Source organism: Acidovorax sp. Leaf73 (assembly GCF_916855635.1).
Classification (GTDB): Bacteria; Pseudomonadota; Gammaproteobacteria; order Burkholderiales; family Burkholderiaceae_C; genus Acidovorax; species Acidovorax facilis.
In genome coordinates, this window is record NZ_CAKASI010000003.1 from 236,328 (window position 1) to 262,104 (window position 25,777).

Genomic DNA, 25,777 nt, shown 5'->3' on the forward strand with positions numbered 1-25,777 from the left:
AACTCTCCAGACCGCAGGCGGGCTTTGTTTTGGGTCAGTCGTGCAGCGACGACAGGAACTGCTGCAGCTCCGGCGTCTGCGGGTTGCCAAACAGCTCGGCGGGCGCACCTGCTTCATGCACACGGCCCTGGTGCATGAAGATCACGCGGTCACTCACCTTGCGGGCAAACGCCATCTCGTGCGTGACCATCATCAGCGTCATGCCTTCAAGTGCCAGCGACTCCACCACGCGCAGCACCTCGCCCACGAGTTCCGGGTCCAACGCCGAGGTGATTTCGTCGCACAGCAGCACCTGCGGCTCCATGGCCAGCGCGCGCGCAATGGCCACGCGCTGCTGCTGCCCGCCCGAGAGCTGATCGGGCATGGCGTCAAACTTTTCGGCCAGACCCACACGTTCGAGCAGCTTGCGCGCCTGCGCTTCTGCCGTCTTGGCATCACGCGCCTTCACCAGCGTGGGCGCCAGCATGATGTTGCGGCCCACGCTCAGGTGTGGAAACAGGTTGAAGCTCTGAAAGATCATGCCCACCTGCTGGCGCAACTCCCGCATGGCAGCGGGGCTGTCGTGCATGAGTTTCTTGCCGTTGACGCTCAGAGCGCCTTCCTGAAAAACCTCCAGCCCGTTCACGCAGCGCAGCAGCGTGCTCTTGCCCGAGCCGCTTTTTCCGATGATGGCAATCACCTCGCCCTTTTGCACTTTGAGGTCGATGCCCTTGAGCACTTCGTTGGTGCCGTAAGACTTGCGCAGGGCCGTGATGTCCACGATGGGTGGATCGCTCACCACGATGCCATCGTGGGCGGGAGTGGGGGTAGCCGTGGTGGCTTCAGCGGCGGTTGCCATGGAGTTTCCTTTCAAGCGATTGCGCCACCAGGCTTACCGGAAAGCACAAAACAAAATACAGCAGGGCGACACAGGCGTAGACGAGGAAGGGCTGGTAGGTGGCGTTGGAGATCATGCTGCCCGCCTTGGTCAGCTCGACAAAACCAATCACCGAAGCCAGCGCCGTACCCTTGATCACCTGCACCAGAAAACCCACCGTGGGCGGCACCGCAATGCGCAGCGCCTGGGGCAGCACCACATGGCGCAGCTGCTCGCCAAAGTTGAGTGCCAGGCTCTGTGCGGCCTCCCACTGGCCCTTGGGGATGGAGGCCACACAGCCGCGCCAGATCTCGGTGAGGTACGCGCTGGTGTAGAGAGTCAGCGCCACTGCCGCGGCCGTCCATGGTGAGGTCTTGATGCCAAAAAGCGCAATACCGAAATACGCCAGGAACAGCTGCATGAGCAGCGGCGTGCCCTGGAACACCTGCACATAGGCACCGATCAAACGCTCGGTGCCACGCACCTTGGACAAGCGCAGCACCAGCAGCAGCAGGCCTACCAGGCCGCCACCGATGAAGGCGATGAGGGACAGGGATACCGTCCAGCGCGCTGCCAGCAGCAGGTTGCGCAGGATGTCCCACAAGGAAAAGTCCACCATGGCTTATCTCCCCACCAGAAAACGTGCGCCGATCCACGTCAGCAATCGGCGCGTGGCCATGGACAGCAACAGGTACACGGCAGTGGCCAGGATGAAGGCCTCGAACGCGCGGAAGGTGTTGCTGGAGATCAGGTTGGCGGCATAGCTCAGTTCGGGCGTGGAGATCTGCCCGCACACGGCCGATCCCAGCATCACGATGATGATCTGACTGACCATGGCAGGCCACACCTTTTGCAGCGCGGGCGGCAGCACCACGCGCCGGAAGGTCTGGCCCGGCGTCAGCGCCAGACTGTGCGCGGCTTCGATCTGGCCGCGTGGCGTGTCCTCGATGCCCGCGCGGATGATCTCGGCCGAGTACGCACCCAGGTTGATCACCATGGCCAGCACGGAGGCGAACTCGGGCGAGAGCTTGAGCCCCAGCGCGGGCAGCCCGAAGAACAGGAAAAACAGCTGCACGATGAAGGGCGTGTTGCGCACCAGCTCCACATAGCTGGCCACCGCCCAGCGCAGTGGCAGTGCACGCGGCCCGAGGTTGCGGGCGCGTGCCCAGGCACAGGCGGTGCCCAGCAGCAGGCCCAGCACGGTGCCCACGATGGTCAGGCCAATGGTCCAGAGCACGCCGCGCACCAGCAACGGCCACGAGGACAGCACGGCAGAAAAGTCAAGCGCAATCAGCATGGTGCGAATGCCCTGTGGCGCTTGTCACGCCACGGTCCTGTTCGGTTCTTTCAGCAGGGGCGACAACAGCGATTACAGGGGCAGATCGCCCGCAGGGCGGCCCAGCCACTTGCTGGACATCTTGTCGATGTCGCCGGATTTGCGCGCCTCGGCAATGATTTCGTTCACACGCAGGCGCAGCTTGTCCTCGCCCTTGGCCACGCCAATGAAGTTGGGGCTGTCCTTGAGCAGCAGCTTGTATTCGGTCTGCAAGTTGGGGTTCTTGACCATGATGGTCCCGGCCGTCGATGCGCTGGTGGCAATGGCCTGCGTCTGGCCCGACACGAAGGCCGAGATGCTGGCCGCGTGGTCTTCAAAACGCTTCACGTCCACACCGGGGGGCGCGACCTTGGCCAGTTCCTGGTCTTCCATGGCGCCACGCGTCACGGCCACGCTCTTGCCCGTGAGGTCGGCAAAACTCTTGATGTTCAGGCTCTTGCTGGCAAACACGGCCTGGAAGAACGGGGCATAGGCCGCAGTGAAGTCGATCACCTTTTCGCGCTCGGGGTTCTTGCCCAGCGTGGAGATGACGAGGTCGGCCTTCTGCGTCTGCAGGTAGGGGATACGGTTGGCGCTGGTCACGGGGATCAGCTCGACCTTCACGCCCAGCTTGGTGGCGATGTAATTGGCCATCTCGACATCCAGGCCCTGGGGCTTGAGGTCCGTGCCGACAAAGCCGTAGGGCGGGTAGTCGGTGGGAATGGCAATCTTGATTTCCTTGGCCTTGAGGATGTTGTCCAGCGCGTTCTGCGCGTGGGCGGCAGGCGCCATCAGGGCGGCAGACAGGCCTGCGGCGGCGAACACGCCCAGGGTCAGGCGGCGGGTGGACGAGGTGACGGTGCGGACGGTGGTCATAGCAGGGCTCCTAGGTAGGTGGATGCGTCGACAGGGGCGTCTGGGTCAGACGCTGGGGGGGTGGAACTCTTGGGGGCAGCGCGGGGCTTGCGCGCGCGGGCTGGTGGGGTGGCTTGTGCAGGGCTCTTGCGCACCGGCGCCAGTGCGTCGCGCAGCCCCGCCAGCGGGTCGCTGCTGGCCTGCAGGCGCAGGGCCGACTGCACCGTGCCGATGTGCTCGGACATCAGCGCTTCGGCGCGGGCAATGTCGCCTGCCTCCAGCGCCTCGACGATGCGCACGTGGTCGGCGCAGCTCTGCGCCGCATCGTGCGACGATTGGTAGAGCATGGCGATGAGCGTGGTGCGCGCCGTGAAGTCGCGCAGCGTGTCGGCCAGCAGGCTGTTGCCCAGGCACTCGGCCAGGCACACGTGGAAGTCGCCCAATAGAAAACTGCGCATGCCCACATCAGTGCCCGCCAGCGCGGCCTTTTCGCGCTGCAGATGGCTTTTGAGCTGGCGCAACGCGGCCTTGTCCACCACCTTGAGCTGGTGCAGCAGGCCCAGCTCGATCACGCGGCGCGCCTCGAAGGCCTCGCGCGCTTCGTCTTGCGATGGCTCGATCACATACCAGCCGCGCCGGGCGCTGACGGTGACGATGCCCCGCGTGGCCAGCCGCGTGAGCGCCTCGCGCACGATGGTGCGGCTGCAGTCGAACAGCATGGCCAGTTGCTGCTCGCCCAGGCGGGAGCCGGGCGCGAGTTTTTGCGCCATCACGGCTTCGATGATGCGGTTGCTGATCTCGGTGGCGGTGGTCATTGCCTGCGGTTACGCAGGTTCCGTGCCAACTGGTATACAAGCCGAATGCACCAGTCTGGCGCACGGAGGCTGTGCACCGGGCGGTTCCCTGGCACCACGGACACGCATGCTTTGCATGCAAGTGGTGCGCGCACATCACAAGCGGTGCACGCGCGTGCCCGAAAAGTTGGAAAGGAATAGAGAAAGAAGAACGAGAAAGAAGGCTGGGCACCCGGCTACGCGAGCCCCGCGAGGCGCAGCAGCCAGGGCAGCAGCAATCCGCCGCCCACCGCCACCAGCACTGCCGGATGGCACCACGGCCAGCGCACCGTGCGGTGGTGGCCCAGCGTGCCTTCCACCACCGCCTGGCCCGCCAGCAGCACCAGCCACACCAGCAACAGCACCGCGCCCGGGTTGGCGGCCCAGGCGGCCGCCCAATCGCCCTGCACCAGCGCCGCACACGCATGTGTGCCGCCACACAGCGGGCAGGGCATGCCCGTCAGCGCGCGAAACCCGCAGCCCAGGCCCAGCCCGCCCTGCCCCAGCCACCAGGGCGTGGCGGCCATGGCCAGCGGCCAGCCCAGGCCGAACGCCAGCCGCAGCCGCCGAGCGTTCCCGTCCAGCGGCTGCCAGGCGGGCGATCTGGTCACCGGCACCACTACAGGGCCGGGGTCAGAGAGGAGGGAGCGCCACCGGTTCATCGCCCACCAGCTGGCGCGCCATGTAGTAGGAGCCGATGGTGGACAGCGGCAGCGTCAGCAGCGCGCCCACGCCGCAGAGCAAAAAGCCCAGCGAACCCACGATGCCCAGCACCAGCGAACAGAAAAACGCCGAGCCCAGGTTCTTCGTCACGATGCTCCAGGCCTGGTTGAAGGCGGCCACACCATCGCGCTCGCCGCGCGCCACGAGGAACAGCGCCACCGGGGGCAGCGCCATGACCAGCAGGCCGGGGATGAAACACAGCATGAAGCCCAGCGACACCACCAGCGAGCTGATGAGCCCGGCCACGAACGCGGGCACAAAATCGTCAAAACCCCGGAAGATGTCGCCGATCTGCACCGCCTCACCGCGCGTCTCGCGCTCGATCATGCGCATATAGCCCACCACCATGGGCCCGGCCAGCAGGCCCGCGCTGATGCTGGCCACCACCATCACCAGCAAGGTGCACACCACATGGGTGATGGCGTTGTTCTTGAAGATGCCCCAGGCACCCGACAGGCAATCCCCCACATTGGCTGAAGCCATGGCAACCCCCTCTGTTTGAAGTCGTCAACAAGACGCCGGACCAGTGTAGCGAGCCACCGCTCCGGCATCTACCTCTGCAGCCACCTCGGCGGCTACTTTGTCAGAGAAGACCATCCCACAGCGAGAGCCGCACAGGCTCCGGGTGGGGCGCATACGCAGGCGACGCCACACCGAACCGCTGAACCAGCGGTTGCACGCCCGCGTACGGCGCCCATCCGGGGTCGCCCCTTTGTGCAAACGCCACCCAGCCCTGGTGCATGGTCGCAGCCAGCGCGGTGGGTGGCCTGGGCCCTGTCAGTTCCTGCCCCGTGGTGGTGTGGAGGTTGCCGAAAACAAACGGCAGCTCTACCCCATGCGCCGCCCCCAGGCGCCCCCGCCACTGCGGCGAAGGCCAGGCGAATTCATAGGCATGGGCACTGCGGGCCCAGCGGCTGGCCAGCGCTGCAATGCGCTGGGCGGGCACGCGGTAGTAAAAGTCGGACTGCAGGGCACACAGCAGCTCGCCGGGCGTTTGGTGTGTGGGCGGCAATGTGGCGCGCAGGGCCTGCACCGCGTCCGCGCCCAAACCCACCTCCTGCGCAAAAGCCAGCACCTGCGCCTCGGTCACGCGGTCCATCGCGCCGCCCGGCACGTGGTACAGGCGCATCTCCTCGGCATTGCAACCCACCAGCACCTGCAAGTCTGGCGGGTGCGCCGCCCACTGCTGCGCCAGCGCCTGCAGCGGCGGCGCAACAAGCACCTGCCCGTCCACCACGGGCCGCAGGGGAAAGAAGTTGCGGATGCCCAGGCCGTGTTGCTGCCGCAGGGCCGGGTCTGCCGCGAGGCGGTGCACCGCGTGCAGCACGGCAGGCCGGGCTGCCACACCCAGCGCAGCCAGGGAGGGCGCCACCCCCGCCAGCGCAGCCACGGCGCGGCGTGCAGCGGCGGCCTCTTGCAGCGTCTGGCAGGCCACGCTCGGGCTCTGCAAGATGGCGCGCTGCAACAGCCCACGCGATGCGGGCATGCCCAGCACACAGGCCAGTGCGCCCGCACCGGCCGACTGGCCGAACGCCGTGACCTGCGCTGGGTCGCCGCCCCAGGCGGAGATGTGCTCGCGCACCCATTGCTGCGCGGCCAACAAGTCCAGCAGGCCGCGATTGGCGGGCGCTGCCCCGCCCCGTGAACCAGCCTCACCCTCGTCCTCGAAATGCAGAAATCCATCGATGCCCAAACGGTACTGCAGCGACACAAACACCACGCCCTGGCGCGCAAACGACGCCCCGTCGTACAACGGCTCGCTGGCCGACCCGCGAAAGAACCCGCCGCCATGCACCCACACCATCACGGGCAGGCGGGCGCCGGGCTCGGCAGGCGGGGCCCACACGTTGACGGCCAGGCAGTCTTCGCCCCCCAGCATGGGTGCATCCGCACGCGCCGTGCGGGGCAGCTGCGGTGCCATCGGCGCAAACCCGGTGGCATCGCGCACGCCAGGCCACGGTAGCGCTGGCACCGGCGCCGCAAAGCGCAAAGTGCCGCGCGGCGCCTGGGCATACCGCACACCCCGGAACACGCGCACGCCCTGCTCCCACAGGCCGCGCAGCTGCCCGCCGTGGGGCAGCGTGACCAGCGGCGCCGCTGTGCCCGCCGTCATTCCGTGGCCAGGCCCAGCTTGTCGATCAGCGGGCGCCACACGGCCGCATCGCGGGCCGCCCAGGTGCGGGCATCGCCGGGTGTGGAAGTGGTCAGTGTGACGTTCATGGCTTCCAGGCGGGACTTGTACTGCGCATCACCACCACGGCATTTTTCGGTGACGGCATTGAGCCGGTTCAGCAGCTCGGGCGAGGTGCCTGCCTTGGCCACCACCGCAATCCACGCAGGCCGCGCCAAGTCGCTGGCGGCGGGCAGGGCCTCGGCGATGGTGGGCACATCGGGCAGCAGCGCCGAGCGCTGGGCACCGAACAGCGCCAGCGGCACCAGCTTGCCCGCCTTGACCTGCGCCGCCGCCGTGCCAATCACCAACGTCATCGCGTGGATCTGCTGGCCCATGAGCGCAGTCAGGCCCGCGCCCTCACCCACAAAGGGCACATGGGTGCCGGGCACGCCCAGCTTGTCCACCAGCGCCGAGGTGAGCAGGTGCGCAGGGCTGCCTTTGCCCGGTGAGCCAAAGTTGATCCCACCGGGCGTGGACCGCGCCAGCTTCTGCAAATCAGCCAGGCTGGCGACCCCCATGCCAGGCGGCACGGCCAACACCAGGGGCGACGTGCCCAGCACGGCCACACCGTCAAAGTCGTGTTGCGGGTCATACGGCGGCTGCTTGTAGACATAGGGCGTGATCGTCATCTGCGACATGCCGATGCTCAGCAGGCTGTAGCCGTCGGCGGGCTGGGACTTGAGGTAGTTGACGGCCAGGATGCCATTGGCCCCAGGCTTGTTCTGCACCACCACGGCCTGGCCCAACTCGCGCGCGGCGCAGTCGGCCCACACGCGCGTCATCGCGTCCGAGCCGCTGCCGGGCGGTTGCTGGGCGATGAGCTGGATGGGCTTGGCTGGGTAGCCGCCCGGCTGCTGCGCCAGGGCGCCACCGGCCAGGCAAGCGAGTGCGGCGAGCGCGAGGAGGCGCGGAGCGCGCGTGGAAGCCGAAGTCATGGTGTGTCTCCTGGTGATGTTTTAAGCGAGGGATGCCTGATCGGCGCGGCGTGCAGGCAAAGACAGGTCAGCGGCGGCGCGTGCGCACCTTCGCGGGCGTGGCCGCAGAGGCTGCCGCGGCCTCGCACCGGGTGGCGATCCAGTCGGCCAGGCAGGCCAGCTGCGCCTGATGGACGGCATCGGGCGCTGATGGCTGTGCTGGCGCAAACAGCTGCAGCATCCCCAGCCCGCGCAACGACGACAGCACCAGGCCCAGCAGGCCATCGCGGTCGGGCTCTGCCGCCAGCTCGGGGAAGGCCGTGAAGAAACCTTCGTGCATGCGCGCCTGCACACTCTGGCGCAGCTCGGCAATGTGGCCCAGCACCTCGGGCTGGTTGCGGCAGCCCAGGTAGATATTCCAGGCCACGATGAAGCGCGGCTGCGCATAGACCAGGCTCCACACCGCCTGTACAAACTTCGCGGCCCGTTCGCGCGCGGGCAGCGCGGGGCTGGGCCAGAGTTCGCCCGAGCGCACGGTGGACTCGATCAGCTCGCTCAGCACATTCATCATCAGCACCGCCTTCGACTCGAAGTGGTGCTGCACCGCGCCCGATGTCATGCCCGCCGACTTGGCCAGCTCGTGGATGGACATCTCCTCCAGGCTGCGGTGCTGGATCACGTCGATGGCCGTGGCGATCAGGTGCTGGCGGGTGGCGGCGCTGCGTTCGGCATGGGTGCGGCGCGCCCCGGCCTTGGGGGAAACACGGTGGTTCATGGCGCTTTCACAATATACATTTCGAACGTAATGTATTTATGCAAGCGCCGACCCACAAGCCCGTGAATACCCGCATCCCCGCACAGGCCCAAGTTGGATCACCCAGAACCTGGCCACGGGGCCGAACCTAGAATGCTTCTCACTGACCGCACCCACCGGAGACACACACCATGAACGCCCCCACCGCTGCCGCCCACCTGCTGCCCGAAATCAAGCTGCGCGACGTGCCCCAGGCCCTCATCGACGCACTCCAGGCCCGCTTTGGCACGCAGTGCTCGCTGGCCCAGGCCGTGCGCGAGCAGCATGGACGCGACGAAGGGTCGCTGCAGGCCCCGCCGCCCAGCGCCGTGGTATTTGCCGAAAGCACGCAAGACGTGGCCGATGCCGTGAGGCTGGCCAGCCAGTACGAAGTGCCCGTCATCCCCTACGGCGCAGGCTCGTCGCTTGAAGGCCACCTGCTGGCCGTGCAGGGCGGCATCAGCATCGACGTGAGCCGCATGAACCAGGTGCTGAGCATCAATGCCGAAGACCTCACGGTGACCGTGCAGCCCGGCATCACGCGCAAAGCGCTGAACGATGCGATCAAGGACACCGGCCTGTTTTTCCCCATCGACCCCGGCGCCGACGCCAGCATTGGCGGCATGGCCGCCACCCGCGCCAGCGGCACCAACGCCGTGCGCTACGGCACCATGCGCGAGAACGTGCTGGCGCTGGAGGTGGTGACCGCCAGCGGCGAGGTCATCCACACCGGCACCCGCGCCAAAAAGAGCAGCGCGGGCTACGACCTCACGCGCCTGCTGGTGGGCAGCGAAGGCACGCTGGGCATCATGACGCAGATCACCGTGCGCCTGTACCCCCTGCCCGAGGCCGTGAGCGCGGCCATCTGCTCGTTCCCGAGCATCGAGGCTGCCGTGCGCACCACCATCCAGACCATCCAGCTGGGTGTGCCCATCGCCCGCGTGGAACTGATCGACCACCACACGGTGCGCATGGTGAACGCGCACAGCAAGCTCAATCTGCGCGAAGAACCCATGCTGCTCATGGAGTTCCACGGCTCGCCCGCCAGCGTGAAAGAACAGGCCGAGATGGTGCAGGACATCGCCAGCGAATTCGGCGGCCAGGCCTTCGAATGGGCCAGCACGCCCGAAGAACGCACCCGCCTGTGGACCGCCCGGCACAACGCCTACTTCGCGGCCGTGCAAAGCCGCCCCGGCTGCCGCGCCATCAGCACCGACACCTGCGTGCCCATCAGCCGCCTGGCCGACTGCCTGCTCGAATCGGTGGACGAGGTCGAAGCCAGCGGCATCCCCTACTTCCTCGTCGGCCACGTGGGCGACGGCAACTTCCACTTCGGCTACCTCATCGACCCGAACTGCGCCGAAGAACGCACCAAGGCCGAAGCCATGAACCACACCCTGGTGGCCCGGGCCCTCAGCATGGGCGGCACCTGCACCGGTGAGCACGGCGTGGGCATCCACAAAATGGGCTTTTTGCTGGACGAAACCGGCACCGGCGCAGTGGACATGATGCGCGCCATCAAGCGGGCACTGGACCCGAAGAACATCCTGAATCCGGGGAAAATTTTTGCGCTGTGAGTGGGCCGCCGCGTGAACGGGCTCGCTGGTTGGCGCGGCTCAAGTTAGAGGTTTTTTAGGCACCTGGCGCTTGTCTGACAAGCGCGAAAAGCTATTATTTTTATAGCAATTGTGGGTGCGTGGCTCGCTTTCACGCCGCTCGAGCTGTCCCAGCGCTCCGCCCCGCTCCCATCGGTTGCTGGAAGCGGCACGCTGGAACCGTGCAGCGTTGGTTGGCCGCATGAAGAGCTTGCGCGCCTCTGTGCCGGTCGTGCTGGTCGGTATCGGTTTCTCGGCGGCTGTCGGCGCGTTGGCACTGGGGGGTCCTGCCGCCTGGATGGGCTTCGACCACCTACCTGTGGCCCGGCATCCAAACGGCTGCACTCCTTGTCCACATCACTCCCACTGCGGTGGTGTACTGGCTCGTGCCCGGGGGCGGGGCCTCGGCCTACCTCCTGCACGTACTGACCGGAGCTTTCGTCTCGTGGGCCGCGCTCTTTGCGCTTGCGGCGTTTGCACTTCGGCGTGACGCCAGGGCTTTCCTCATGCTCAGATCACAGGCTCCTAGAATGAGGCAATGATCAAGTACTCCTTCCCAGCTGCGCCGGTGACTTACAGGCCTCCAGCAAACACCCCCGCAGTCCTGGCCAATGAGTTGATCGACTACCAGGCATGCCCGTTGTGCGAGAGCAAAGCCTTTCGTCCGCTGCGCAGTGCGGACTGTTCCCACCACCCTCGCTACAGCCAAGAACTCTCTCGCACCATGCATTGGAGCCAATGCGCGGCGTGCCAGCATGTTTTTCGCAGCGGCTACTACACCGAAGCAGCGCTGAATATCGTTTTCCGTGGCACCAACGAATCCCAGGTGGTGGGCTATGACCTGGAGCGGCAGCGTTATGTGTCTGCGCAGATGATTGAGAAAGTGCTGCCCTACCAGACCGGCGGCACGTGGCTGGACGTGGGGTTTGGCAATGCATCGCTTCTGTTCACGGCGCACGAGTACGGCTTCGAGCCTGTGGGCCTGGATCTGCGTCCGCAATCGGTGGAAGAGTTGCGCCGATGGGGCGTGGCAGCCCATTGCGAGGATGTCAAAGGGTTCGAGCTGTCGCGCCCCGCCTGTGTGATCAGCATGGCAGATGTGCTGGAGCACATGCCGTATCCCAAGGTGGGCCTGCATGCCGCCCACCGACTGTTGCAACCGGGTGGCGTGCTGCTGATCTCCATGCCCAACTCCGGCTCCATGGTCTGGAAGGCACTGGATGCCGGCAATGCAAACCCGTACTGGGGTGAAATCGAGCACTATCACAACTTCGACCGCGACCGCCTGTATGCATTGCTGGCCGAATGTGGCTTCAAGCCCGTGCGCTATGGCATCAGCCAGCGGTACCGCGTCTGTATGGAAGTGATTGCGGTGAAAGCCTAGGCAGGCGGTACACACAACGCGCGCCCACGGTCGGCATGGCCCACGGAAGTCCTGACCAACTTACCCCTGCGCGAAGCACGCCGCAGGGCGTGTACCGACTGTGATGCGATGGCCATTGGACACGCAGGAGGGGCCAGAATGCGCGGCTCGTCCTGTTGCAGACGCTTCCTGGTGAGAAAACCATATGCAGGCCCCCCATCCCACAAAACACCGCTTTCGTATTGAGCTGGTCGCCGAACACCAGCATGCATCACTGGTCGACCTGCTGTGCGAACTGCACGCCTTCTACAACCAAGGCGCCACACCCCCTCGGCAGGTGGTGATGGAGCATCTTCGCCAGAACCTCTTGGCGCCCGGCTCCGCCCAGCGTTTGCTGGTGGCTTCGCGCAGCGATGGCGTTGTGGTGGGCCTGGCGGCCTTCTCGCTGGTGTATTCGTTGGTCGAATTTGCAGAGGACCAGCGCAGACACTGCCAGCTCAAAGAGTTGTATGTAAGTTCGGCCGCAAGAAGCCAGGGTGCGGGCCGGGCGCTCATGCACGGGCTCGCCCGATATGCCATGGAACACGGCTGCCGCCGCATCGACTGGCCTGTGAAGGCTTCAAACGCCCGGGGAATCCAGTTCTACGAAAGCCTGGGTGCCGAGCGCGTGGCCGAACGGCTGAGCTACCGGCTCACGGAGCCCGCACTGGGCCGGCTGGTACTCGAAAGTGGATGTGCCGACGTGCGGTCTGCGCAGAGCTAAGCTGCACTGAACATCGGAGATCTCCACCTTGTTTCGCTCTTTCGTACTCCTGCTGTCCCTGCTGGGCAGCGCCGCCTTCGGCGGGTTGCTGCTGGTATCGCTGCTGCAACCTACCTGGATTGAACACGGTGCGCGCGAGCTGATCCGCCAGCAGATCGAGCACAAGACGGGCGAAAGGCTCCGTGCCCTGGACGAACGCTTTCTGAGCGCCCAGGCGCGGGTCTTCTTGCGCGGCAAGGAGCAGGAGATCGACGCCGCGCGCAAGGCGCTGTCTGCGGGCCTGCCCGCCCGGGTCGCGGCCATTGCGGCCGAGATGGGGATTCCGGCGTGCGAGTGCCGCAAACGGCGGCAACAACGGCTGGAACTGCAGATTGGCACCGCACAGCAGATGCAGGCCCAGCTCGATGCGCTGATCCGCAGCGCCTACATGGACACGGCCGAAAAGCTGTTGCGCGAATTACGCATCTTCAGCGGTGCCAATGCCCTGGCATTCGCCCTGCTGGGCCTAGCCGCATGCCGGCGACCCCACGGTGCCGGTGGGGTATCGCTGGTGCCGGCCACCGCCACCCTCCTTCTGGCCACACTGGCAAGCAGCGCCATCTACCTTTGGGGCCAGAACTGGCTGCACACCGTCGTGTTCGGCAGCTACGTGGGCTGGGCGCAGCTGGCATACATCGCGCTGGTGTACGCGTGGCTGTGCGATCTGCTATTGAACCGGGCGCGGATCAGCCTGCTTCTGTGCCAGGGCAGCATGAGCGGCGCTGTGTCCCCTTGCTGAAGGCCTGCCCCTCCTGCGGATCTCTCCCGTCTCCGCATCCGCCGCCGGTGGGCGCTGACCCAGCAACACATCTGGGTGGCAGCCCCCTTTCTCCTGCGCTTGCGCAGACCACCACAGTTCGAAACGCGGCCATGACGAGGCTTGCCCGGCAGCACGGCCGTCGTAGCCGGGAGCGCAGGCTCCCGTCAGGTGTGCACTGATCGTGAATCTGCGGGAGCCTGATTGCGGTCGTGCATGCCGTAGTCGCGCACCACCGCGGCAACGCGCAGGCGGTAGTTGTCGAAGATCCGCTCGCGGCCTGCTTTCTGCGTGGCGCGGTGGGCTTCCATCTGGCGCCATTGCGCCACCGCTTCCTCGTCACGCCAGAACGAAAGCGACAGCAGTTTGCCGGGAGCACTGAGGCTCTCGAACCGTTCGATGGAGATAAACCCGTCGATCTGCTCCAGCAAAGGCCGCAACGCAGCGGCAGCGCCCAGATAAGCGTCCTGCTGGCCCGGAGCGGGCTGTACCTCGAAAATGACGGCCATCATGCACTGATCTCCAGTGGGTGTGCGGGCAGGTCCAGCGTGCCTTCCACGCCCTGCGTGAACGTGCGCTCCTCGCGCAGGATGAAGCGCTTTTCCTGCGCCATGGCGAAGTTGGCACGGCCTTCGGGGTCGGAGCGCAGGCGGGCGCGGTAGGCCTCATAGGCAGCCAGCGACTCAAAGCCGATGAGCCCCCAGGCCTCGTAGTTGCGGCCCTCGTGCGGCAGAAAATAGCCGATCAGGTGGCCCCCGCAGCGCGGGATGATCTGGCCCCAGCGGCGCGCGTATTCGGCAAACAGCTCGCGCTGGAAGGGGTCGATGTCGTAGCGGATAAAGCAGGTGATCATAGTGTTCAGAAGTCGTTGGTGGACAGGGCTTCACGATAGGCGGTTGACGTCCTTCGATGGTTCGCCCAAGATCGAACCATGAAAGATGGCCCCCACATCGCGCGCATTGCCGCGCTCATTGGCGACAGCGCGCGCGCCGAAGTCCTCACGGCCCTGATGGCCGACCGCGCACTCACGGCCACCGAACTGGCAGCCGTGGCAGGCGTGACCAAGCAGACCATCAGTGCCCACCTGGCCAAGCTGCTCGATGCGGGCCTGCTGACCGTCGAGCACCAGGGCCGCCACCGCTACTTCCGGCTGGCCGATCGCGATGTGGCGCACCTGCTGGAATCGCTCATGAACGTGGCCTTCCGCGCCGGTGCCGTGCGCCTGCGCGCAAGCCCCCGGGAGCCCGCGTTGCGCCGCGCGCGCATGTGCTACGACCACCTGGCCGGCGAAGTGGGCGTGCAGTTCTACGAAGCCCTGGTGCGCCAGGGGCTGCTGCACGCCACGCCCCAGGGTGCAGCGGTGACGCCCGCAGGCGCGCAGTGGTTTGCCCAGGTGGACATTGACACCACGGCACTGGCGCAACAGCGGCGCATGCTGTGCCGCCCTTGCCTGGACTGGAGCGAGCGCCGCCACCATCTGGGCGGCGCGCTGGGCGCTGCGTTGCTGCAACGCCTGTTCGACGGCGGATGGGCGCACCGGGCACAGGGCTCGCGCGTCGTGCACTTCACCGCCAAGGGCGAACTGGCGCTGCGCCAGTGGCTGGCAACCAGCCCAGAAGCACCACCATCCACCGCCCTTCGCGGCCCCGAACAATGATGAAGACCTTGCTGCTCTTCATCGCCACCGCCCTGGCTGAAATCGTGGGTTGCTACCTGCCCTGGCTGTGGCTCAAACAGGGCAAGCCGATGTGGCTGCTGCTCCCTGCAGCGCTGAGCCTCGCCCTGTTCGCGTGGCTGCTCACGCTGCATGACACCACAGGCGCGGGGCGCGTGTATGCGGCCTATGGCGGGGTCTATATCGGCGCAGCGCTGGCCTGGCTGTGGATAGTCGATGGCATTCGGCCCACCGTCTGGGATACGGCGGGCGTACTGGTCGCGCTGGCGGGCATGGCGATCATCATGCTGCAGCCTGCGCGCTAGGGAGCCTCTGCGTGCCCACCCCCACGGGCCGCGCGCGCCACTGCAACCCCTTGTAACAACCTGCTCATTTGCAACGTCGTGCTTTATAAGCAGGGCCTTCTTATCTTCAAAAGATTGTTCATGCGCACTTCAAATGAGACAGTTTCTTCTGCCCTTACGCGCCGCCACTTTGCTTTGTGGATGACAGTCTCAGGGCTTTCTCTTTCTGCTTGCGGAGGAGGAGATGGTTCCTCGTCACCGGCCCCTACGCCCGCACCGCCTCCGGCACCTGGGTCGGCCTCGCTGAGCCTGTCGGTCGGCGCACTGGGGGGGGCGGGTTTCCTTGCAGGCACCTCGACCGACGCCCGGCTGCCGGTGTCAATGACTGGACACGCCTTCGACAGCAAGGGAAACCTCTGGTTTGTCGGCTGGAACTCCTCCGAACAGAGGGTCGGAAGGGTTTCTGCCGACGGCACGCTGTCGTACTTCGCCCTCAGCCCACAGAAGGGCGACATATCTGGGGTGGTCGATGCACAGGACCGTTATCTGATCGCCCATACCGTGCACAACACCACAGGCGTACTGGTTTCGCTGTTCAGCAACGAAGGACTGGTCACCTTGGCAGGCCAGTCGATTGAAGGCCCGCTGCAGGACGGCAAAGGCCCTACGGCCCGGATCCGCAGCTTTGAAAGCCCGCTGCTGGCCAGCGACGGCTTGGTGTACTTTCTAGACCGCCCGTCCAATGCTTTGGGCTATACGCTACGCGCCGTGAGTCAAGATGGCACCGTGACCTCGGTGCTGCCAGTGCCCGACAACAGCCGCTTGGTGGCCTCCGCCACAGGTGCGGTGCGCCGGTTCACCGACGATGTCCAGAACAGCCGTGTGGAATGGGCTGAACTGACGCTGTCCCCCTTGGGCGGATATTCCTGGACTGTTCTGTCGCACAGTTGGCAAGGGGTGGGGCATCCCGAGCCATTCGCCCCCGTCAAAGGTGCGGTGGACACGTATTGGGCATTCGACTCCGCCTCCAACACCCTGGCCCACTACGCATTGGACGGAACGCGCTCAGACATCTGGCCAATGCCGGGATGGGTAAGTACAGCCGTCTCCAACCCCACCAATGGCAACTTGGTAGCGAGCGGCTCAGCTGAGCCAGAGGGCGCGCAAACCACCGAGAGCCCTGGCGTGCTCTTCGTGCTGGACCGCATGAAAGGGGCCAATGCGGTAGCCCGACCCTGGGTCGGCCTGTCCGAGCAACGCGGGTATGTCGATGGCACAGGGGGCGCAGCCCGCTTTGACTTTGTAAGAGGTGCGTACGCCACCTCCGATGCATCGGGCCCCATTTATGTAGCTACGCTGGCGGAAATCCCACTGCAAGGCACTCCGCCAAACCGGACCACGCCCACGCCTCTGCGGGTTATTACGCCCGCAGGCCAGGTGACGTCCCTGTCGAGCACGTTCTCGTCCGGCTACCAACACCTGGCCAGCGCGTACGGCTACCTGGTCACCCACAACCCAGCCAACAACACGCTGCTGCGCGCCTCCAAGAGCGCAGGCAACTCGGCCTGGGAAAGCTGGGTGACAAGCCCGCTTTTTGCGGGTGTCTCAGGGTTGAAGGTTCTGCGGACCGACTCCACAGGCCTGCTGTGGTTTGCCACCCGCACATTGCCTTTCGTGTTGGATTCGCGGCCCTACGGATCCGGCACCTCACTGATCGGCACTGTCAGCGCCAGCGGACAGGTGCAGGTGGTCGTTGGCGACCCGCAACTCATCCACACGGCTGCCAGCTACCCGCCGCTGGACCAGCGCCCTTGGTACATGGATGTGACAGACATCGCGTTCGAAGGGGGTAGTTCGCCCGTCTGGTGGGTGCTGTGCAACCGGCCCGTGCTGTCGGAGGAGCGCACGCGCCTCGTCGGCTCTGTGCCAGAGCTGGTACGACTCGAAGGCAACAACCGGCAGTCGTTCGCCCTCCCCTCATTCAACGTACAGAGCTTCATCTCCGGGCACTACCACCAACTGTGCACCCTGCCCAGCCGCCCTGGCGAGGTCTTCCTGTCCAGCGCATGCGGCGTCTACCGCTTTACCGTGGCCAAAGGCCTGGAATTGCTGGCAGGGCAAAACCAGCCCACGCCGGTCGGCGTGCGCCTGGGCTCCTTGCCCGCCAGCCTGAACCTGGTGAAGTTCATCAGCCCAGGCCCGGATGCCAACAGCCTGTACGTCGGCAGTGAAAACAGCGTGTTGCGGCTGAATCTGCCAGCGTAAGAGCGCCGCGAAAGGCCGTCCGTCAGCGGCCAGCCTTTCGCCCCCCTGCCCGTCAATTCACCTTGATCAGCCGCCAGTCAATCCGGTTGTCCGGCCGCTGCACCAGCTCCACGTTTTTCTTCATCGCCCAGGCCAGCATCTGGTTGTGCAGGGGGATGTGTGCCACGGTGTCGTTCTGCAGCTGCAGGCCTTCGGTGAGCAAGCGGTTTCGCACGGGCAGGTCGGTTTCGGTCTTCACACGGTCGACGATGTAGTCCATGCGTTCATTGGTGTAGCGGCCCAGGTTGTAGTTGCCGTCGCCGCCCGTGGTCTTGGTGCGGACGAGTGATTGCAGGGTGTACAGCGCATCGAAGGTGGGCACGCCCCAACTGAGCAGCGCAATGCTGGCCTCGTGCCGCTGTGCCATGGGGTAATAGGTGACCGCTGGCAGCGTGCGCAGCTTGGCCTTAACGCCGATGCGCGACCACATGGAGGTGATCGCCTGGCACAGCTCTTCGTCCTGCACGATGGCGTTGTTGCTGCAGGCAAAGTCCACCTCGAAGCCGTCTTTGTAGCCTGCCTCGGCCAGCGAGGCCTTCGCGGCATTGGCGTCAAAGGGCAGGCGCTTGTCCACGGCTTCCGTCCAGCCATTGACCAGCGGCGACACGATGGCTCCGGTGGGTTTGGACATGCCGCGCATGGTCACGCGCTGCAGCGTGGCGCTGTCGATAGCCTGGTAGAGCGCCTTGCGCACGCGCAGGTCCTTGAGCGGGTTCTTGCCCTTGATGTTGCTGCCCACCAGCTCTTCGCGGAACTGGTCCATGGCGAGGTACACGGTGCGGTTCTCCACCATCTCCATGACCTTGAGGGCGGGGTTGGCCTTGATGCGGGCCAGGTCCTGGATGCTGGTGTCGCGCACCATGTCCACTTCGCCCGACAGCAGTGCGGCGATGCGCGTGGCTTCGGACTTGATGGGGGTGTAGGTGATCTCCGTGACGTTGCCTTCGGCCTTGCCTGCATTCCACCAGTGGGGGTTGGCCGTGAACACGATCTTCTGGTCGGGCACCCATTCCTTGAGCACGAAGGGCCCTGTGCCCATGGCATTGCGGTGCGAATAGGTTTCGTCCTTGGCCTTGATGTCCTTGGGCTCGACCGAGTTGTTCTTCTCGGCCCAGGCCTTGCTCATCACGCGCAGCTCGGTGAGCTGGTTCAGGATCACCGGGTTGGGGTTCTTCAGGAAGATGTCAATGGTCTCGCCGTCTACCTTGGCGATGCGGTCCATGCCCTGGGTGTAGATGGAGTACGTGGAGGTCTTGCTCATCGCGCGCTGCAGCGAATAAACCACGTCATCGGCCGTCATGGCCGAGCCGTCGCTGAACTTCACCCCCTGTCGCAGCTTCACGCGCAGCTGCGTGGGGCTGACCTGCTGCCACGAGGTGGCCAGCAGCGGCTCGACCTTGAGCGTGCGGCTGTTGAACATCACCAGCGACTCATACACAGCCGCATGGATGCCATTGCCCAGGGCGCTGTTTTGCGAATGGATGTCCATGGTCTGGATGTCGCTGGAGCCTGCCCACTTGAACGGTTTTGCCGACGCGGTGGGAGCAACGGTTGCCAGGGCCAGGGTAGCGGCCGCAAGCAGGGAACGCTTGAATTGCATGGCGAAATTTCCTTGATGAAATAGGAGAAGGGCAATATGCAGCAGGAAACAGGCCAGCCCAAGCCCCCACGCGCCATGTGTGGCACCGGCGATGCAAGCCCCGTGTCGGGACCGATTGCGCGCCGGGTGCGGCTGGGATAAAAGGGCCGTGGCAGGCCGGTGCACCGGCTACGGCACTGACCGCACCGGGTAGCGCACGCCATCGCGCTCAACGCCCACCTGCAGCAGGTTGATCACCCCCATCACGTCGTCCACCAGCCACACGGCTTTCTCCAGCGCCTCGGCCTGCGCCTGCGACTGCACACAACCCATCAGTGTCACCAGCCGCCGCTCGCCCAGAACCCACACACTGGTGTCGTCAAAACGCCCATCCTGCTGGATGTAGCGCTGCACGCGCGGAATGATCTCGGCGTCGTACAGGTAGGAGTTGGGCAACCGGCAGCGCCCCACACGGTGGCAACTACCGCCGTGCTGCGAGCGCACATGGGCCAGCTCGCGGACCTCGGCCTCGGTGTAGAGCGGGCCTTCGGGCACGGGGCAAGCCGGGATGGCGCTGGTGACCTGCACAAAGGGGTCGTTGAAGGCATTGGTGCGCGGGGCGGGGTTGCCAGCCACCTGGGCAGTGGTCAGGAATGGGGCCATGGCGACGGCCACCAACAACGCCATGACGAACCGGCGGAACACACAAACACGGCGCATGAATCGTTCCTTCCTGAAGATGGTCACAGCGCGGCTACAGCACGATCTGGTACCGCGCAAACTCTCTGCTGCCTTTGCGCACACAGTCGTTCAGGGTAAAACCAAAGCCCTCATACAGCCTTCGCAGCGGTTGCCGGTCGGCCACGCAGTCCAGCCGCAGATAGCGCAGGCCCAGGCTGCCTGCGTGCTGGCACCCAAATGCCAGCAGTGCCGTAGATACCCCCTGCCCCGCCCAAGCACGCCGCACGGCCAGCTTGTGCAAGAACGCGGAGGTGCCCGGTTCAGCGTCCGGCCAGAAGACTGGGTCTTCGCGCTGGAAGCGCACCACACCCACTACCGCTTCGCTCGCTTTGGCGACCACATACAACCCGCCATCCACATCACGCTGCACGCTGTCATCTGTGAAATCAGACACGAGCCAGAGCGGAATTTTTTGATCGACCAACCACTGCGCGGCCTCGCGCAACACGGCAGCAATGGCAACGGCGTCTGACGGGCGGGCGATTTCGGTGCGCATACAAAAGCGGTGTTGGCCTGCAGACAGGGTGAAGCTGCACAAGATGATGGGACGAGGCGTTGACAGCGCTGACGGAATGAATCACGCCCAGCGCAATTGCTCACATATTTATAGCTGCCAGCACTCATCATATAAGCGCTAGCAGCCATTTTTATTCAAATTTTAGTCATGAAGCGTCGTCACGCAATCCCCAGCCCGCGCCCCGGCTTTGGCCCGCCGCCTACGATGTCCTGACCATGCACGCAAGCGACCTGATCGTCCACCGCTCCGAAGGCCTGTATTGCCCGCAGGGCAATTTCTACATCGACCCCTGGCGGCCGGTGGAGCGGGCCGTGATCACGCATGCCCATTCAGACCACGCACGCATGGGCTCGGCCCACTACCTGGCGCACCACGACAGCGCGGGCACGCTGCGCAACCGGCTGGGGGCAGACATCGCGCTGCAGACGCTGGCCTATGGCGAGGCCATTGACCACCAGGGTGTGAAGGTGTCGCTGCACCCGGCGGGCCACGTGCTGGGGTCGGCCCAAGTGCGCATCGAGCACGGCGGCCAGGTGTGGGTGGCCTCGGGCGACTACAAGCTCGAAGACGACGGCACCTGCACGCCGTTCGAACCCGTGCGCTGCCACACCTTCATCACCGAATCGACCTTTGGCCTGCCGATCTACCGCTGGCCCTCGCAGCCCACGCTGTTTGCCGACATCAATGCCTGGTGGGCGGCGAACGCAGCGGCGAGCAAGGCCAGCGTGCTGTATGCCTATGCCTTCGGCAAAGCGCAGCGGCTGCTGCATGGGGTGGACGCCAGCATCGGGCCCATCGTGGTGCATGGCGCGGTGGAGCCGCTCAACGCCGTGTACCGAGCGGCCGGTGTAGACCTGCCACCCACGCTGCGTGTGACGGACCCGGGCCTGACCAAGGCCGACCTGAAACGCGCGCTGGTGCTGGCGCCGCCCTCGGCCGCCGGCACCCCCTGGCTCAAGCGCTTTGGGGAGTTTTCTGACGCGTTTGCCAGCGGCTGGATGCTGGTGCGCGGCGCACGCCGACGCCGGGGCGTGGACCGGGGCTTTGTGATGAGCGACCACGCCGACTGGCCCAGCTTGCAAAAAGCCATTGGCGCCACGGGCGCGGAGCGCGTCATCGTGACGCACGGCAGCACGGCCGTGATGGTGCGCTGGCTGTGCGAGCAAGGGCTGGACGCCCAGGTGTTCGCCACCGAATACGGCGCCGATGACAACGAGGACGATGCAGGGGCGGCGCTTGAGGTGACAGGTAGCACACCCACACCTGAGGCAGCCGCATGAAGGCCTTTGCCCAGCTGTTCCAGGCGCTCGACGCCACCACCGCGCAGTCGGCCAAACTCGCGGCGCTGGTGGCTTACCTGCGCGTGGCGCCGCCCGCCGATGCGGCCTGGGCCACCTACTTTCTCGCAGGCGGCAAACCCCGCCAGATGGTGCCGACCAAGCGCCTCAAGGTGCTGGCACAAGAGGCCGCAGGCCTGCCCGAGTGGCTGTTTGAAGAAAGCTACCAGGCCGTGGGCGACCTGGCCGAAACGCTGGCGCTGCTGCTGCCGCTGCCCACCCAGCCCACCGAACTGACACTGGCCGAATGGATGGCCCAGCTGCTGCCCCTGCGCGCCCTGCCGCAGGGTGACGCCGATACCCGTCTGCGCACGCAATGGGACATGCTGGCGCCCGAGCAGCGCTTTGTGTACTTCAAGCTCATCACCGGCAACTTCCGCGTGGGCGTGTCGCGCCTGCAGGTGACGCAAGCGCTGGCCACGGTGAGCGCGCTGGACCCCAAGCGCATTGCGCACCGGCTGATGGGCTACACGCAGATCGGCCGGCAGCCCCAGGCCAGCGACTACCAGGCGCTGATCGCGCCGGTGGACGACGATGCCAATACGCAGGATGCCGCCGATGCAGGCCAGCCCTACCCCTTCTTTTTGGCCCACCCGTTCAACCAGCTCGTGGCCGACATGCCCGCACTGCTGGGCACGCCCGGCGACTGGCTGGTGGAATGGAAGTGGGACGGCATCCGTGCGCAGATCGTGCGGCGTGCGGGCGTGGTGTGGATCTGGTCGCGCGGGGAGGAGCTGGTGACCGACCGCTTCCCCGAACTGGCCGAGGCCGCGATGGCGCAGCTGCCCGATGGCACGGTGGCCGATGGCGAGATCCTGGTGTGGCTGCCCGATGAGCCCCAGCCCCGCCCCTTTGCCGACCTGCAAAAGCGCCTGGGCCGCAAGACCCTGGGCCCGAAGCTGCTGCGCGAACTGCCCGTGGTGCTGGTCACCTACGACCTGCTGGAGCACGCTGGGCAGGACCTGCGCCAAGAGCCGCAACAGGCCCGCCGCACGCTGCTGGAGGCCACGCTGCAGCCGCCCAATGACACCGCCATCGCCCCCCCGCCCCACAAGGCCCTGCGCCTGAGCGCGCTGCTGCACGGCTCCGACTGGGCCGACCTCGCGCGCCAGCGCGAGGCCGCGCGCAGCATGGGCACCGAGGGCTTCATGCTCAAGCACCGCAGCGCCCACTATGGCGTGGGCCGCACCAAGGATGTGGGCGTGTGGTGGAAGTGGAAGATCGACCCGATGAGTGTGGACGCGGTACTCATCTACGCCCAGCGCGGCCACGGCCGCCGCGCAAGCCTCTACACCGACTACACCTTTGCCGTGTGGACCGGGCCGCAGGACGACCCGGACCGGCAACTGGTGCCTTTTGCCAAGGCCTATTCGGGCCTGACGGATGCCGAGATTGCGCAGGTGGATGCCATCATCCGCAAGACCACGCGCGAGAGCTTTGGGCCCGTGCGCAGCGTGGACGCGACGCTGGTGTTTGAGCTGGGCTTCGAAGGCATTGCGCGCAGCCCGCGCCACAAGAGCGGCATTGCGGTGCGCTTTCCGCGCATGCTGCGCTGGCGGCAAGACAAACCCGTGGCCGAGGCCGATACTTTGCAAACGCTGATGGCACTGCTGCCTGGGCAGGACGCGGCCGCATGAGCACGACGCGCCGCCCGCGCAAGCCCCTGCCCCCGGTGGCACCGAGTGCCGCAGCCGCCTGGATGGCGGCGCGCGGGTGGCAGCCCTTCGGCTTCCAGCAAGACGTGTGGCGCGCGATGGGCGAGGGCCGCTCGGGCCTGCTGCACGCCACCACGGGCGCGGGCAAGACCTATGCGGTGTGGCTGGGCGCGCTGCAGCATCTGGCGCAGGCAGATGCTGCACCACCACCCGAAGAAGCCCCCAAAGTCCCCAACCCCCGCACCGCCCTGCGCACGCGCCGCGCTGCGGCACCGCCCCTCACCGTGCTGTGGATCACGCCCATGCGTGCACTCGCTGCCGATTCGCTGCGCGCGCTGCAGACACCGCTGCCCGAACTGGCCCCCACCTGGACCAGCGGCCTGCGCACCGGCGACACCGCCAGCGGCGAACGCGCCGCGCAAGTCCGCCGCCTGCCCACGCTGCTGGTGACCACACCCGAAAGCGTGTCGCTGCTGATGGCCCGCGCCGATGCGCGTGAGCGCCTGGCCAGCGTGCGCCTGGTGGTGGTGGACGAATGGCACGAACTGGTGGGCAACAAGCGCGGCGTGCAGGTGCAACTGGCGCTGGCGCGCCTGTCGGGCTGGAACCCGGCGCTGCAGGTGTGGGGTATGTCGGCCACGCTGGGCAACCTGGAGGAGGCCCTGCACACCTTGCTGCCGCAGCCCGTGCCGGACACGCCACAGCCACCGCCCGCCGTGCTGGTGCAGGGCCGTATCGACAAGCGGCTGGAGGTGCAGGTGATGCTGCCCCCGCGTGCCGACCGCTTTGCGTGGGCGGGCCACATGGGGCTGAGCCTGCTGCCGCAGGTGGTGCGGTCGATCGAAGCGGCAGCGTCCACCTTGGTGTTCACCAACACCCGGTCTCAGGCGGAGCGCTGGTACCAGGCGCTGCTGGAGGCACGGCCCGACTGGGCCGGCACCATCGCACTGCACCATGGGTCTCTGGGGCATGAGGTGCGCGACTGGGTGGAGCGAGGCCTGAAGGCCGGGCAGCTCAAGGCCGTGGTGTGCACATCGAGCCTGGACCTGGGCGTGGACTTTTTGCCGGTGGAGCAGGTGCTGCAAATCGGTTCGGCCAAGGGCGTGGCGCGGCTGGTGCAGCGTGCAGGCCGCTCGGGCCATGCGCCGGGGCGCAGCTCCAGCATCACGCTGGTGCCCACGCACAGCCTGGAGCTGGTGGAGGCAGCCGCTGCGCGCCACGCACTGGCGCAGGGCCGCATTGAAGACCGGCACACGCCGCGTGCGCCGCTTGACGTGCTGGTGCAGCACTTGGTCACCGTGGCGCTCGGCGGCGGCTTTGTGCCCGATGCGCTGCTGGCCGAAGTGCGGCGCGCACCGGCCTATGCTGCCTTGGCCGACAACGACTGGCAGTGGGCGCTGCAGTTCGTGCGCCAGGGCGGCGCATCGCTGGCCACCTACCCGGACTTTCACCGCGTGGTGCCCGACGACGAAGGTGTGTGGCGCGTGCCCGATGCCCGCCTGGCGCGCCGCCACCGCAGCAACATCGGCACCATCGTGAGTGATGCCAGCATGCAGGTGCAGTTTGTGAGCGGCGGGCGCCTGGGGTCGGTGGAAGAGAGCTTCATCGCCCGGTTGCGCAAGGGCGATGTGTTCATGTTCGCGGGCCGCCTGCTGGAGCTGGTGCGCACTCAGCAGATGACGGCCTATGTGCGCATCGCCCCCAAGGGCAGCGCTGCGCTACCGCGCTGGAGCGGAGGACGCATGCCGCTGTCGAACACGCTGGCCGATGCGATGCTGGAACAGCTGGCGCAGGCGGAGCGCGGCCAGTTCACCACGCCCGAGATGCGCTGCGCCCAGCCACTGCTGGAGCTGCAGCAGGCCTGGTCGGCCCTGCCCACACCCAGTCGCCTGGTGGCCGAGACCCTGCACACGCGCGAGGGCTGGCACCTGTACCTGTACCCACTGGCAGGCCGCCTGGTGCACCTGGGCCTGGCCGGGCTGCTGGGCTGGCGCGCGTCGCAGCAGGTGCCCAACACCTTCTCCATCGCGGTCAATGACTACGGGCTGGAGCTGCTGTCGGCCAAGCCCGTGGACTGGCCCGCGCTACTGCCGCGCCTGATCGGCGAAGGCACGCACACCACCATCGGTAGCGGGCTCGAAGATGAAGTGCTGGCCAGCCTGAACGCCACCGAAATGGCGCGCAGGCGCTTTCGCGAGATCGCGCGCATTGCGGGCCTGATCTTCCAGAGCCACCCCGGCGAGCAGCGCAGCAGCCGCCAGCTGCAGGCCTCGTCGTCGCTCTATTACGACGTGTTTGCGCAGTACGACCCCGACAACCTGCTGCTGGCCCAGGCCCGTGCCGAGCTGCTGGCAAACGAGCTGGACATGGAGCGACTGGCCCGCACGCTGCGCGGCATGCAGGCGCAAACCCTGTCCATCCATGCCCTCACGCGCCCCACCCCGTTTGCCCTGCCGCTGATGGTGGAGCGCTTTCGCGAGCGCCTGAGCACCGAGACCCTGGCCGACCGGCTGGCGCGCATGGTGCAAGCGCTGGAGCAGGCGGCCGACGCCACCACGGGCACCCACCTGGCGCAGCACCCTGTGCAATCCACGGACATGGCGTGGGACCTCCCTGAAGGCTCCGCGACCTCGGCACGGCGCACGCGCCGAGACCCGGCCGGGGACAGCCCTCGCCGCGCCCGCAGACGCCGCGGATTCTGAGCAC

25 protein-coding genes are annotated in these 25,777 nt (G+C 66.4%); 10 read left to right on the forward strand and 15 right to left on the reverse strand.

The window, feature by feature from the left end; all coding sequences use genetic code 11:
- Positions 1–34: 34 nt before the first annotated feature.
- From LPA35_RS10890 to LPA35_RS10935, 10 genes are all read right to left on the reverse strand, one after another.
- The gene (locus LPA35_RS10890) at positions 35–838 is read right to left on the reverse strand and encodes an amino acid ABC transporter ATP-binding protein (protein ID WP_055396176.1); all 804 of its coding nucleotides are present in this window, start codon (positions 836–838) and stop codon (positions 35–37) included.
- A complete protein-coding gene (locus LPA35_RS10895; RefSeq protein WP_228896986.1) occupies positions 822–1,475 on the reverse strand; it encodes an amino acid ABC transporter permease in 654 nt (217 codons plus the stop codon). Before LPA35_RS10895 ends, LPA35_RS10890 begins: the two co-directional genes overlap by 17 nt.
- Positions 1,476–1,478: 3 nt before the next feature.
- Positions 1,479–2,153 (reverse strand): amino acid ABC transporter permease, encoded by a 675-nt coding sequence (locus LPA35_RS10900; RefSeq protein ID WP_228896987.1) that lies wholly within the window; start codon positions 2,151–2,153, stop codon positions 1,479–1,481.
- A 72-nt stretch (positions 2,154–2,225) separates the two neighbouring features.
- Entirely contained in the window at positions 2,226–3,047 is an 822-nt protein-coding gene (locus tag LPA35_RS10905; protein WP_055396171.1) for a transporter substrate-binding domain-containing protein, read from the reverse strand.
- Positions 3,044–3,841 carry a GntR family transcriptional regulator gene (locus LPA35_RS10910; RefSeq protein WP_228896988.1) on the reverse strand — a complete coding sequence of 266 codons (798 nt, stop codon included), beginning with the start codon at positions 3,839–3,841 and terminating at the stop codon, positions 3,044–3,046. Before LPA35_RS10910 ends, LPA35_RS10905 begins: the two co-directional genes overlap by 4 nt.
- 215 nt (positions 3,842–4,056) lie before the next feature.
- A complete protein-coding gene (locus tag LPA35_RS10915) occupies positions 4,057–4,470 on the reverse strand; it encodes a DUF2752 domain-containing protein (protein ID WP_228896989.1) in 414 nt (137 codons plus the stop codon).
- 22 nt (positions 4,471–4,492) lie between these two features.
- Entirely contained in the window at positions 4,493–5,065 is a 573-nt protein-coding gene (locus LPA35_RS10920; protein ID WP_228896990.1) for a hypothetical protein, read from the reverse strand.
- A 100-nt stretch (positions 5,066–5,165) separates the two neighbouring features.
- A complete protein-coding gene (locus tag LPA35_RS10925; RefSeq protein ID WP_228896991.1) occupies positions 5,166–6,695 on the reverse strand; it encodes a carboxylesterase/lipase family protein in 1,530 nt (509 codons plus the stop codon).
- Positions 6,692–7,690: a tripartite tricarboxylate transporter substrate binding protein gene (locus LPA35_RS10930; protein WP_228896992.1), complete on the reverse strand. Its 999-nt coding sequence runs from the start codon at positions 7,688–7,690 to the stop codon at positions 6,692–6,694. The genes LPA35_RS10925 and LPA35_RS10930 overlap by 4 nt, the downstream gene beginning before the upstream one ends.
- A gap of 67 nt (positions 7,691–7,757) precedes the next feature.
- Entirely contained in the window at positions 7,758–8,444 is a 687-nt protein-coding gene (locus tag LPA35_RS10935; RefSeq protein ID WP_228896993.1) for a TetR/AcrR family transcriptional regulator, read from the reverse strand.
- A 170-nt stretch (positions 8,445–8,614) separates the two neighbouring features.
- Between LPA35_RS10935 and LPA35_RS10940 the strand changes: the two genes are divergently transcribed.
- The 4 genes from LPA35_RS10940 (at position 8,615) to LPA35_RS10955 (ending at position 12,961) form a co-directional block, all read left to right on the forward strand.
- Positions 8,615–10,039, forward strand: a complete 1,425-nt coding sequence (locus LPA35_RS10940) for an FAD-binding oxidoreductase (protein ID WP_228896994.1) — start codon at positions 8,615–8,617, stop codon at positions 10,037–10,039.
- A 742-nt stretch (positions 10,040–10,781) separates the two neighbouring features.
- Positions 10,782–11,441 carry a class I SAM-dependent methyltransferase gene (locus tag LPA35_RS10945; RefSeq protein ID WP_228896995.1) on the forward strand — a complete coding sequence of 220 codons (660 nt, stop codon included), beginning with the start codon at positions 10,782–10,784 and terminating at the stop codon, positions 11,439–11,441.
- Between the two features lie 184 nt (positions 11,442–11,625).
- Positions 11,626–12,183, forward strand: a complete 558-nt coding sequence (locus LPA35_RS10950) for a GNAT family N-acetyltransferase (RefSeq protein ID WP_228896996.1) — start codon at positions 11,626–11,628, stop codon at positions 12,181–12,183.
- A gap of 28 nt (positions 12,184–12,211) precedes the next feature.
- Complete coding sequence (locus tag LPA35_RS10955; protein WP_228896997.1) at positions 12,212–12,961, forward strand: hypothetical protein; 750 nt, start codon at positions 12,212–12,214, stop codon at positions 12,959–12,961.
- 185 nt (positions 12,962–13,146) lie between these two features.
- Here the strand turns inward: LPA35_RS10955 and LPA35_RS10960 are convergent, their stop codons facing one another.
- Together LPA35_RS10960 and LPA35_RS10965 are read right to left on the reverse strand one after the other, a co-directional pair.
- Positions 13,147–13,491 carry an antibiotic biosynthesis monooxygenase gene (locus tag LPA35_RS10960; RefSeq protein ID WP_055396150.1) on the reverse strand — a complete coding sequence of 115 codons (345 nt, stop codon included), beginning with the start codon at positions 13,489–13,491 and terminating at the stop codon, positions 13,147–13,149.
- The gene (locus LPA35_RS10965) at positions 13,488–13,832 is read right to left on the reverse strand and encodes an NIPSNAP family protein (RefSeq protein WP_228896998.1); all 345 of its coding nucleotides are present in this window, start codon (positions 13,830–13,832) and stop codon (positions 13,488–13,490) included. The genes LPA35_RS10960 and LPA35_RS10965 overlap by 4 nt, the downstream gene beginning before the upstream one ends.
- Before the next feature lie 78 nt (positions 13,833–13,910).
- Between LPA35_RS10965 and LPA35_RS10970 the strand changes: the two genes are divergently transcribed.
- The 3 genes from LPA35_RS10970 to LPA35_RS10980 all read left to right on the forward strand — a co-directional run bounded on the left by LPA35_RS10970 (position 13,911) and on the right by LPA35_RS10980 (position 17,203).
- Positions 13,911–14,636 carry a helix-turn-helix transcriptional regulator gene (locus tag LPA35_RS10970; RefSeq protein WP_228896999.1) on the forward strand — a complete coding sequence of 242 codons (726 nt, stop codon included), beginning with the start codon at positions 13,911–13,913 and terminating at the stop codon, positions 14,634–14,636.
- Positions 14,636–14,959 carry a YnfA family protein gene (locus LPA35_RS10975; protein ID WP_228897000.1) on the forward strand — a complete coding sequence of 108 codons (324 nt, stop codon included), beginning with the start codon at positions 14,636–14,638 and terminating at the stop codon, positions 14,957–14,959. Before LPA35_RS10970 ends, LPA35_RS10975 begins: the two co-directional genes overlap by 1 nt.
- A 360-nt stretch (positions 14,960–15,319) precedes the next feature.
- Complete coding sequence (locus tag LPA35_RS10980) at positions 15,320–17,203, forward strand: hypothetical protein (RefSeq protein WP_228897001.1); 1,884 nt, start codon at positions 15,320–15,322, stop codon at positions 17,201–17,203.
- Between the two features lie 52 nt (positions 17,204–17,255).
- Here LPA35_RS10980 and LPA35_RS10985 read toward each other — a convergent pair whose 3' ends face one another.
- The 3 genes from LPA35_RS10985 to LPA35_RS10995 all read right to left on the reverse strand — a co-directional run bounded on the left by LPA35_RS10985 (position 17,256) and on the right by LPA35_RS10995 (position 20,058).
- Positions 17,256–18,842, reverse strand: coding sequence for an ABC transporter substrate-binding protein (locus LPA35_RS10985; RefSeq protein ID WP_228897002.1), 1,587 nt, complete (start codon positions 18,840–18,842; stop codon positions 17,256–17,258).
- Between the two features lie 168 nt (positions 18,843–19,010).
- A complete protein-coding gene (locus LPA35_RS10990; RefSeq protein ID WP_370641409.1) occupies positions 19,011–19,541 on the reverse strand; it encodes a BON domain-containing protein in 531 nt (176 codons plus the stop codon).
- Positions 19,542–19,575: 34 nt separating this feature from the next.
- On the reverse strand, positions 19,576–20,058 hold the full coding sequence (locus tag LPA35_RS10995; protein WP_176887722.1) for a GNAT family N-acetyltransferase: 483 nt from the start codon (positions 20,056–20,058) through the stop codon (positions 19,576–19,578).
- A 236-nt stretch (positions 20,059–20,294) separates the two neighbouring features.
- Here LPA35_RS10995 and LPA35_RS11000 point away from each other — a divergent pair, with 236 nt between their 5' ends.
- The 3 genes from LPA35_RS11000 to LPA35_RS11010 are packed head-to-tail and all read left to right on the forward strand — an operon-like array spanning position 20,295 to position 25,773.
- Positions 20,295–21,359 carry a ligase-associated DNA damage response exonuclease gene (locus LPA35_RS11000; protein ID WP_228897003.1) on the forward strand — a complete coding sequence of 355 codons (1,065 nt, stop codon included), beginning with the start codon at positions 20,295–20,297 and terminating at the stop codon, positions 21,357–21,359.
- Positions 21,356–23,053, forward strand: a complete 1,698-nt coding sequence (locus tag LPA35_RS11005) for an ATP-dependent DNA ligase (RefSeq protein WP_228897004.1) — start codon at positions 21,356–21,358, stop codon at positions 23,051–23,053. The genes LPA35_RS11000 and LPA35_RS11005 overlap by 4 nt, the downstream gene beginning before the upstream one ends.
- Entirely contained in the window at positions 23,050–25,773 is a 2,724-nt protein-coding gene (locus LPA35_RS11010) for a ligase-associated DNA damage response DEXH box helicase (RefSeq protein ID WP_228897005.1), read from the forward strand. The genes LPA35_RS11005 and LPA35_RS11010 overlap by 4 nt, the downstream gene beginning before the upstream one ends.
- Positions 25,774–25,777 lie beyond the last annotated feature (4 nt).

Bases quoted from the DNA above. Each gene is read 5' to 3' on its own strand.
- LPA35_RS10925 (WP_228896991.1), bottom strand. From the start codon at position 6,695: ATGACGGCGGGCACAGCGGCGCCGCTGGTCACGCTGCCCCACGGCGGG.
- LPA35_RS10945 (WP_228896995.1), top strand. From the start codon at position 10,782: ATGCATTGGAGCCAATGCGCGGCGTGCCAGCATGTTTTTCGCAGCGGC.
- LPA35_RS11010 (WP_228897005.1), top strand. From the start codon at position 23,050: ATGAGCACGACGCGCCGCCCGCGCAAGCCCCTGCCCCCGGTGGCACCG.
- LPA35_RS10975 (WP_228897000.1), top strand. From the start codon at position 14,636: ATGAAGACCTTGCTGCTCTTCATCGCCACCGCCCTGGCTGAAATCGTG.
- LPA35_RS10970 (WP_228896999.1), top strand. From the start codon at position 13,911: ATGAAAGATGGCCCCCACATCGCGCGCATTGCCGCGCTCATTGGCGAC.
- LPA35_RS10930 (WP_228896992.1), bottom strand. From the start codon at position 7,690: ATGACTTCGGCTTCCACGCGCGCTCCGCGCCTCCTCGCGCTCGCCGCA.
- LPA35_RS11005 (WP_228897004.1), top strand. From the start codon at position 21,356: ATGAAGGCCTTTGCCCAGCTGTTCCAGGCGCTCGACGCCACCACCGCG.
- LPA35_RS10950 (WP_228896996.1), top strand. From the start codon at position 11,626: ATGCAGGCCCCCCATCCCACAAAACACCGCTTTCGTATTGAGCTGGTC.
- LPA35_RS10900 (WP_228896987.1), bottom strand. From the start codon at position 2,153: ATGCTGATTGCGCTTGACTTTTCTGCCGTGCTGTCCTCGTGGCCGTTG.
- LPA35_RS10995 (WP_176887722.1), bottom strand. From the start codon at position 20,058: ATGCGCACCGAAATCGCCCGCCCGTCAGACGCCGTTGCCATTGCTGCC.
- LPA35_RS10890 (WP_055396176.1), bottom strand. From the start codon at position 838: ATGGCAACCGCCGCTGAAGCCACCACGGCTACCCCCACTCCCGCCCAC.
- LPA35_RS10985 (WP_228897002.1), bottom strand. From the start codon at position 18,842: ATGCAATTCAAGCGTTCCCTGCTTGCGGCCGCTACCCTGGCCCTGGCA.
- LPA35_RS10895 (WP_228896986.1), bottom strand. From the start codon at position 1,475: ATGGTGGACTTTTCCTTGTGGGACATCCTGCGCAACCTGCTGCTGGCA.
- LPA35_RS10940 (WP_228896994.1), top strand. From the start codon at position 8,615: ATGAACGCCCCCACCGCTGCCGCCCACCTGCTGCCCGAAATCAAGCTG.
- LPA35_RS10935 (WP_228896993.1), bottom strand. From the start codon at position 8,444: ATGAACCACCGTGTTTCCCCCAAGGCCGGGGCGCGCCGCACCCATGCC.
- LPA35_RS11000 (WP_228897003.1), top strand. From the start codon at position 20,295: ATGCACGCAAGCGACCTGATCGTCCACCGCTCCGAAGGCCTGTATTGC.
- LPA35_RS10905 (WP_055396171.1), bottom strand. From the start codon at position 3,047: ATGACCACCGTCCGCACCGTCACCTCGTCCACCCGCCGCCTGACCCTG.
- LPA35_RS10920 (WP_228896990.1), bottom strand. From the start codon at position 5,065: ATGGCTTCAGCCAATGTGGGGGATTGCCTGTCGGGTGCCTGGGGCATC.
- LPA35_RS10990 (WP_370641409.1), bottom strand. From the start codon at position 19,541: ATGCGCCGTGTTTGTGTGTTCCGCCGGTTCGTCATGGCGTTGTTGGTG.
- LPA35_RS10910 (WP_228896988.1), bottom strand. From the start codon at position 3,841: ATGACCACCGCCACCGAGATCAGCAACCGCATCATCGAAGCCGTGATG.
- LPA35_RS10965 (WP_228896998.1), bottom strand. From the start codon at position 13,832: ATGATCACCTGCTTTATCCGCTACGACATCGACCCCTTCCAGCGCGAG.
- LPA35_RS10980 (WP_228897001.1), top strand. From the start codon at position 15,320: ATGACTGGACACGCCTTCGACAGCAAGGGAAACCTCTGGTTTGTCGGC.
- LPA35_RS10960 (WP_055396150.1), bottom strand. From the start codon at position 13,491: ATGATGGCCGTCATTTTCGAGGTACAGCCCGCTCCGGGCCAGCAGGAC.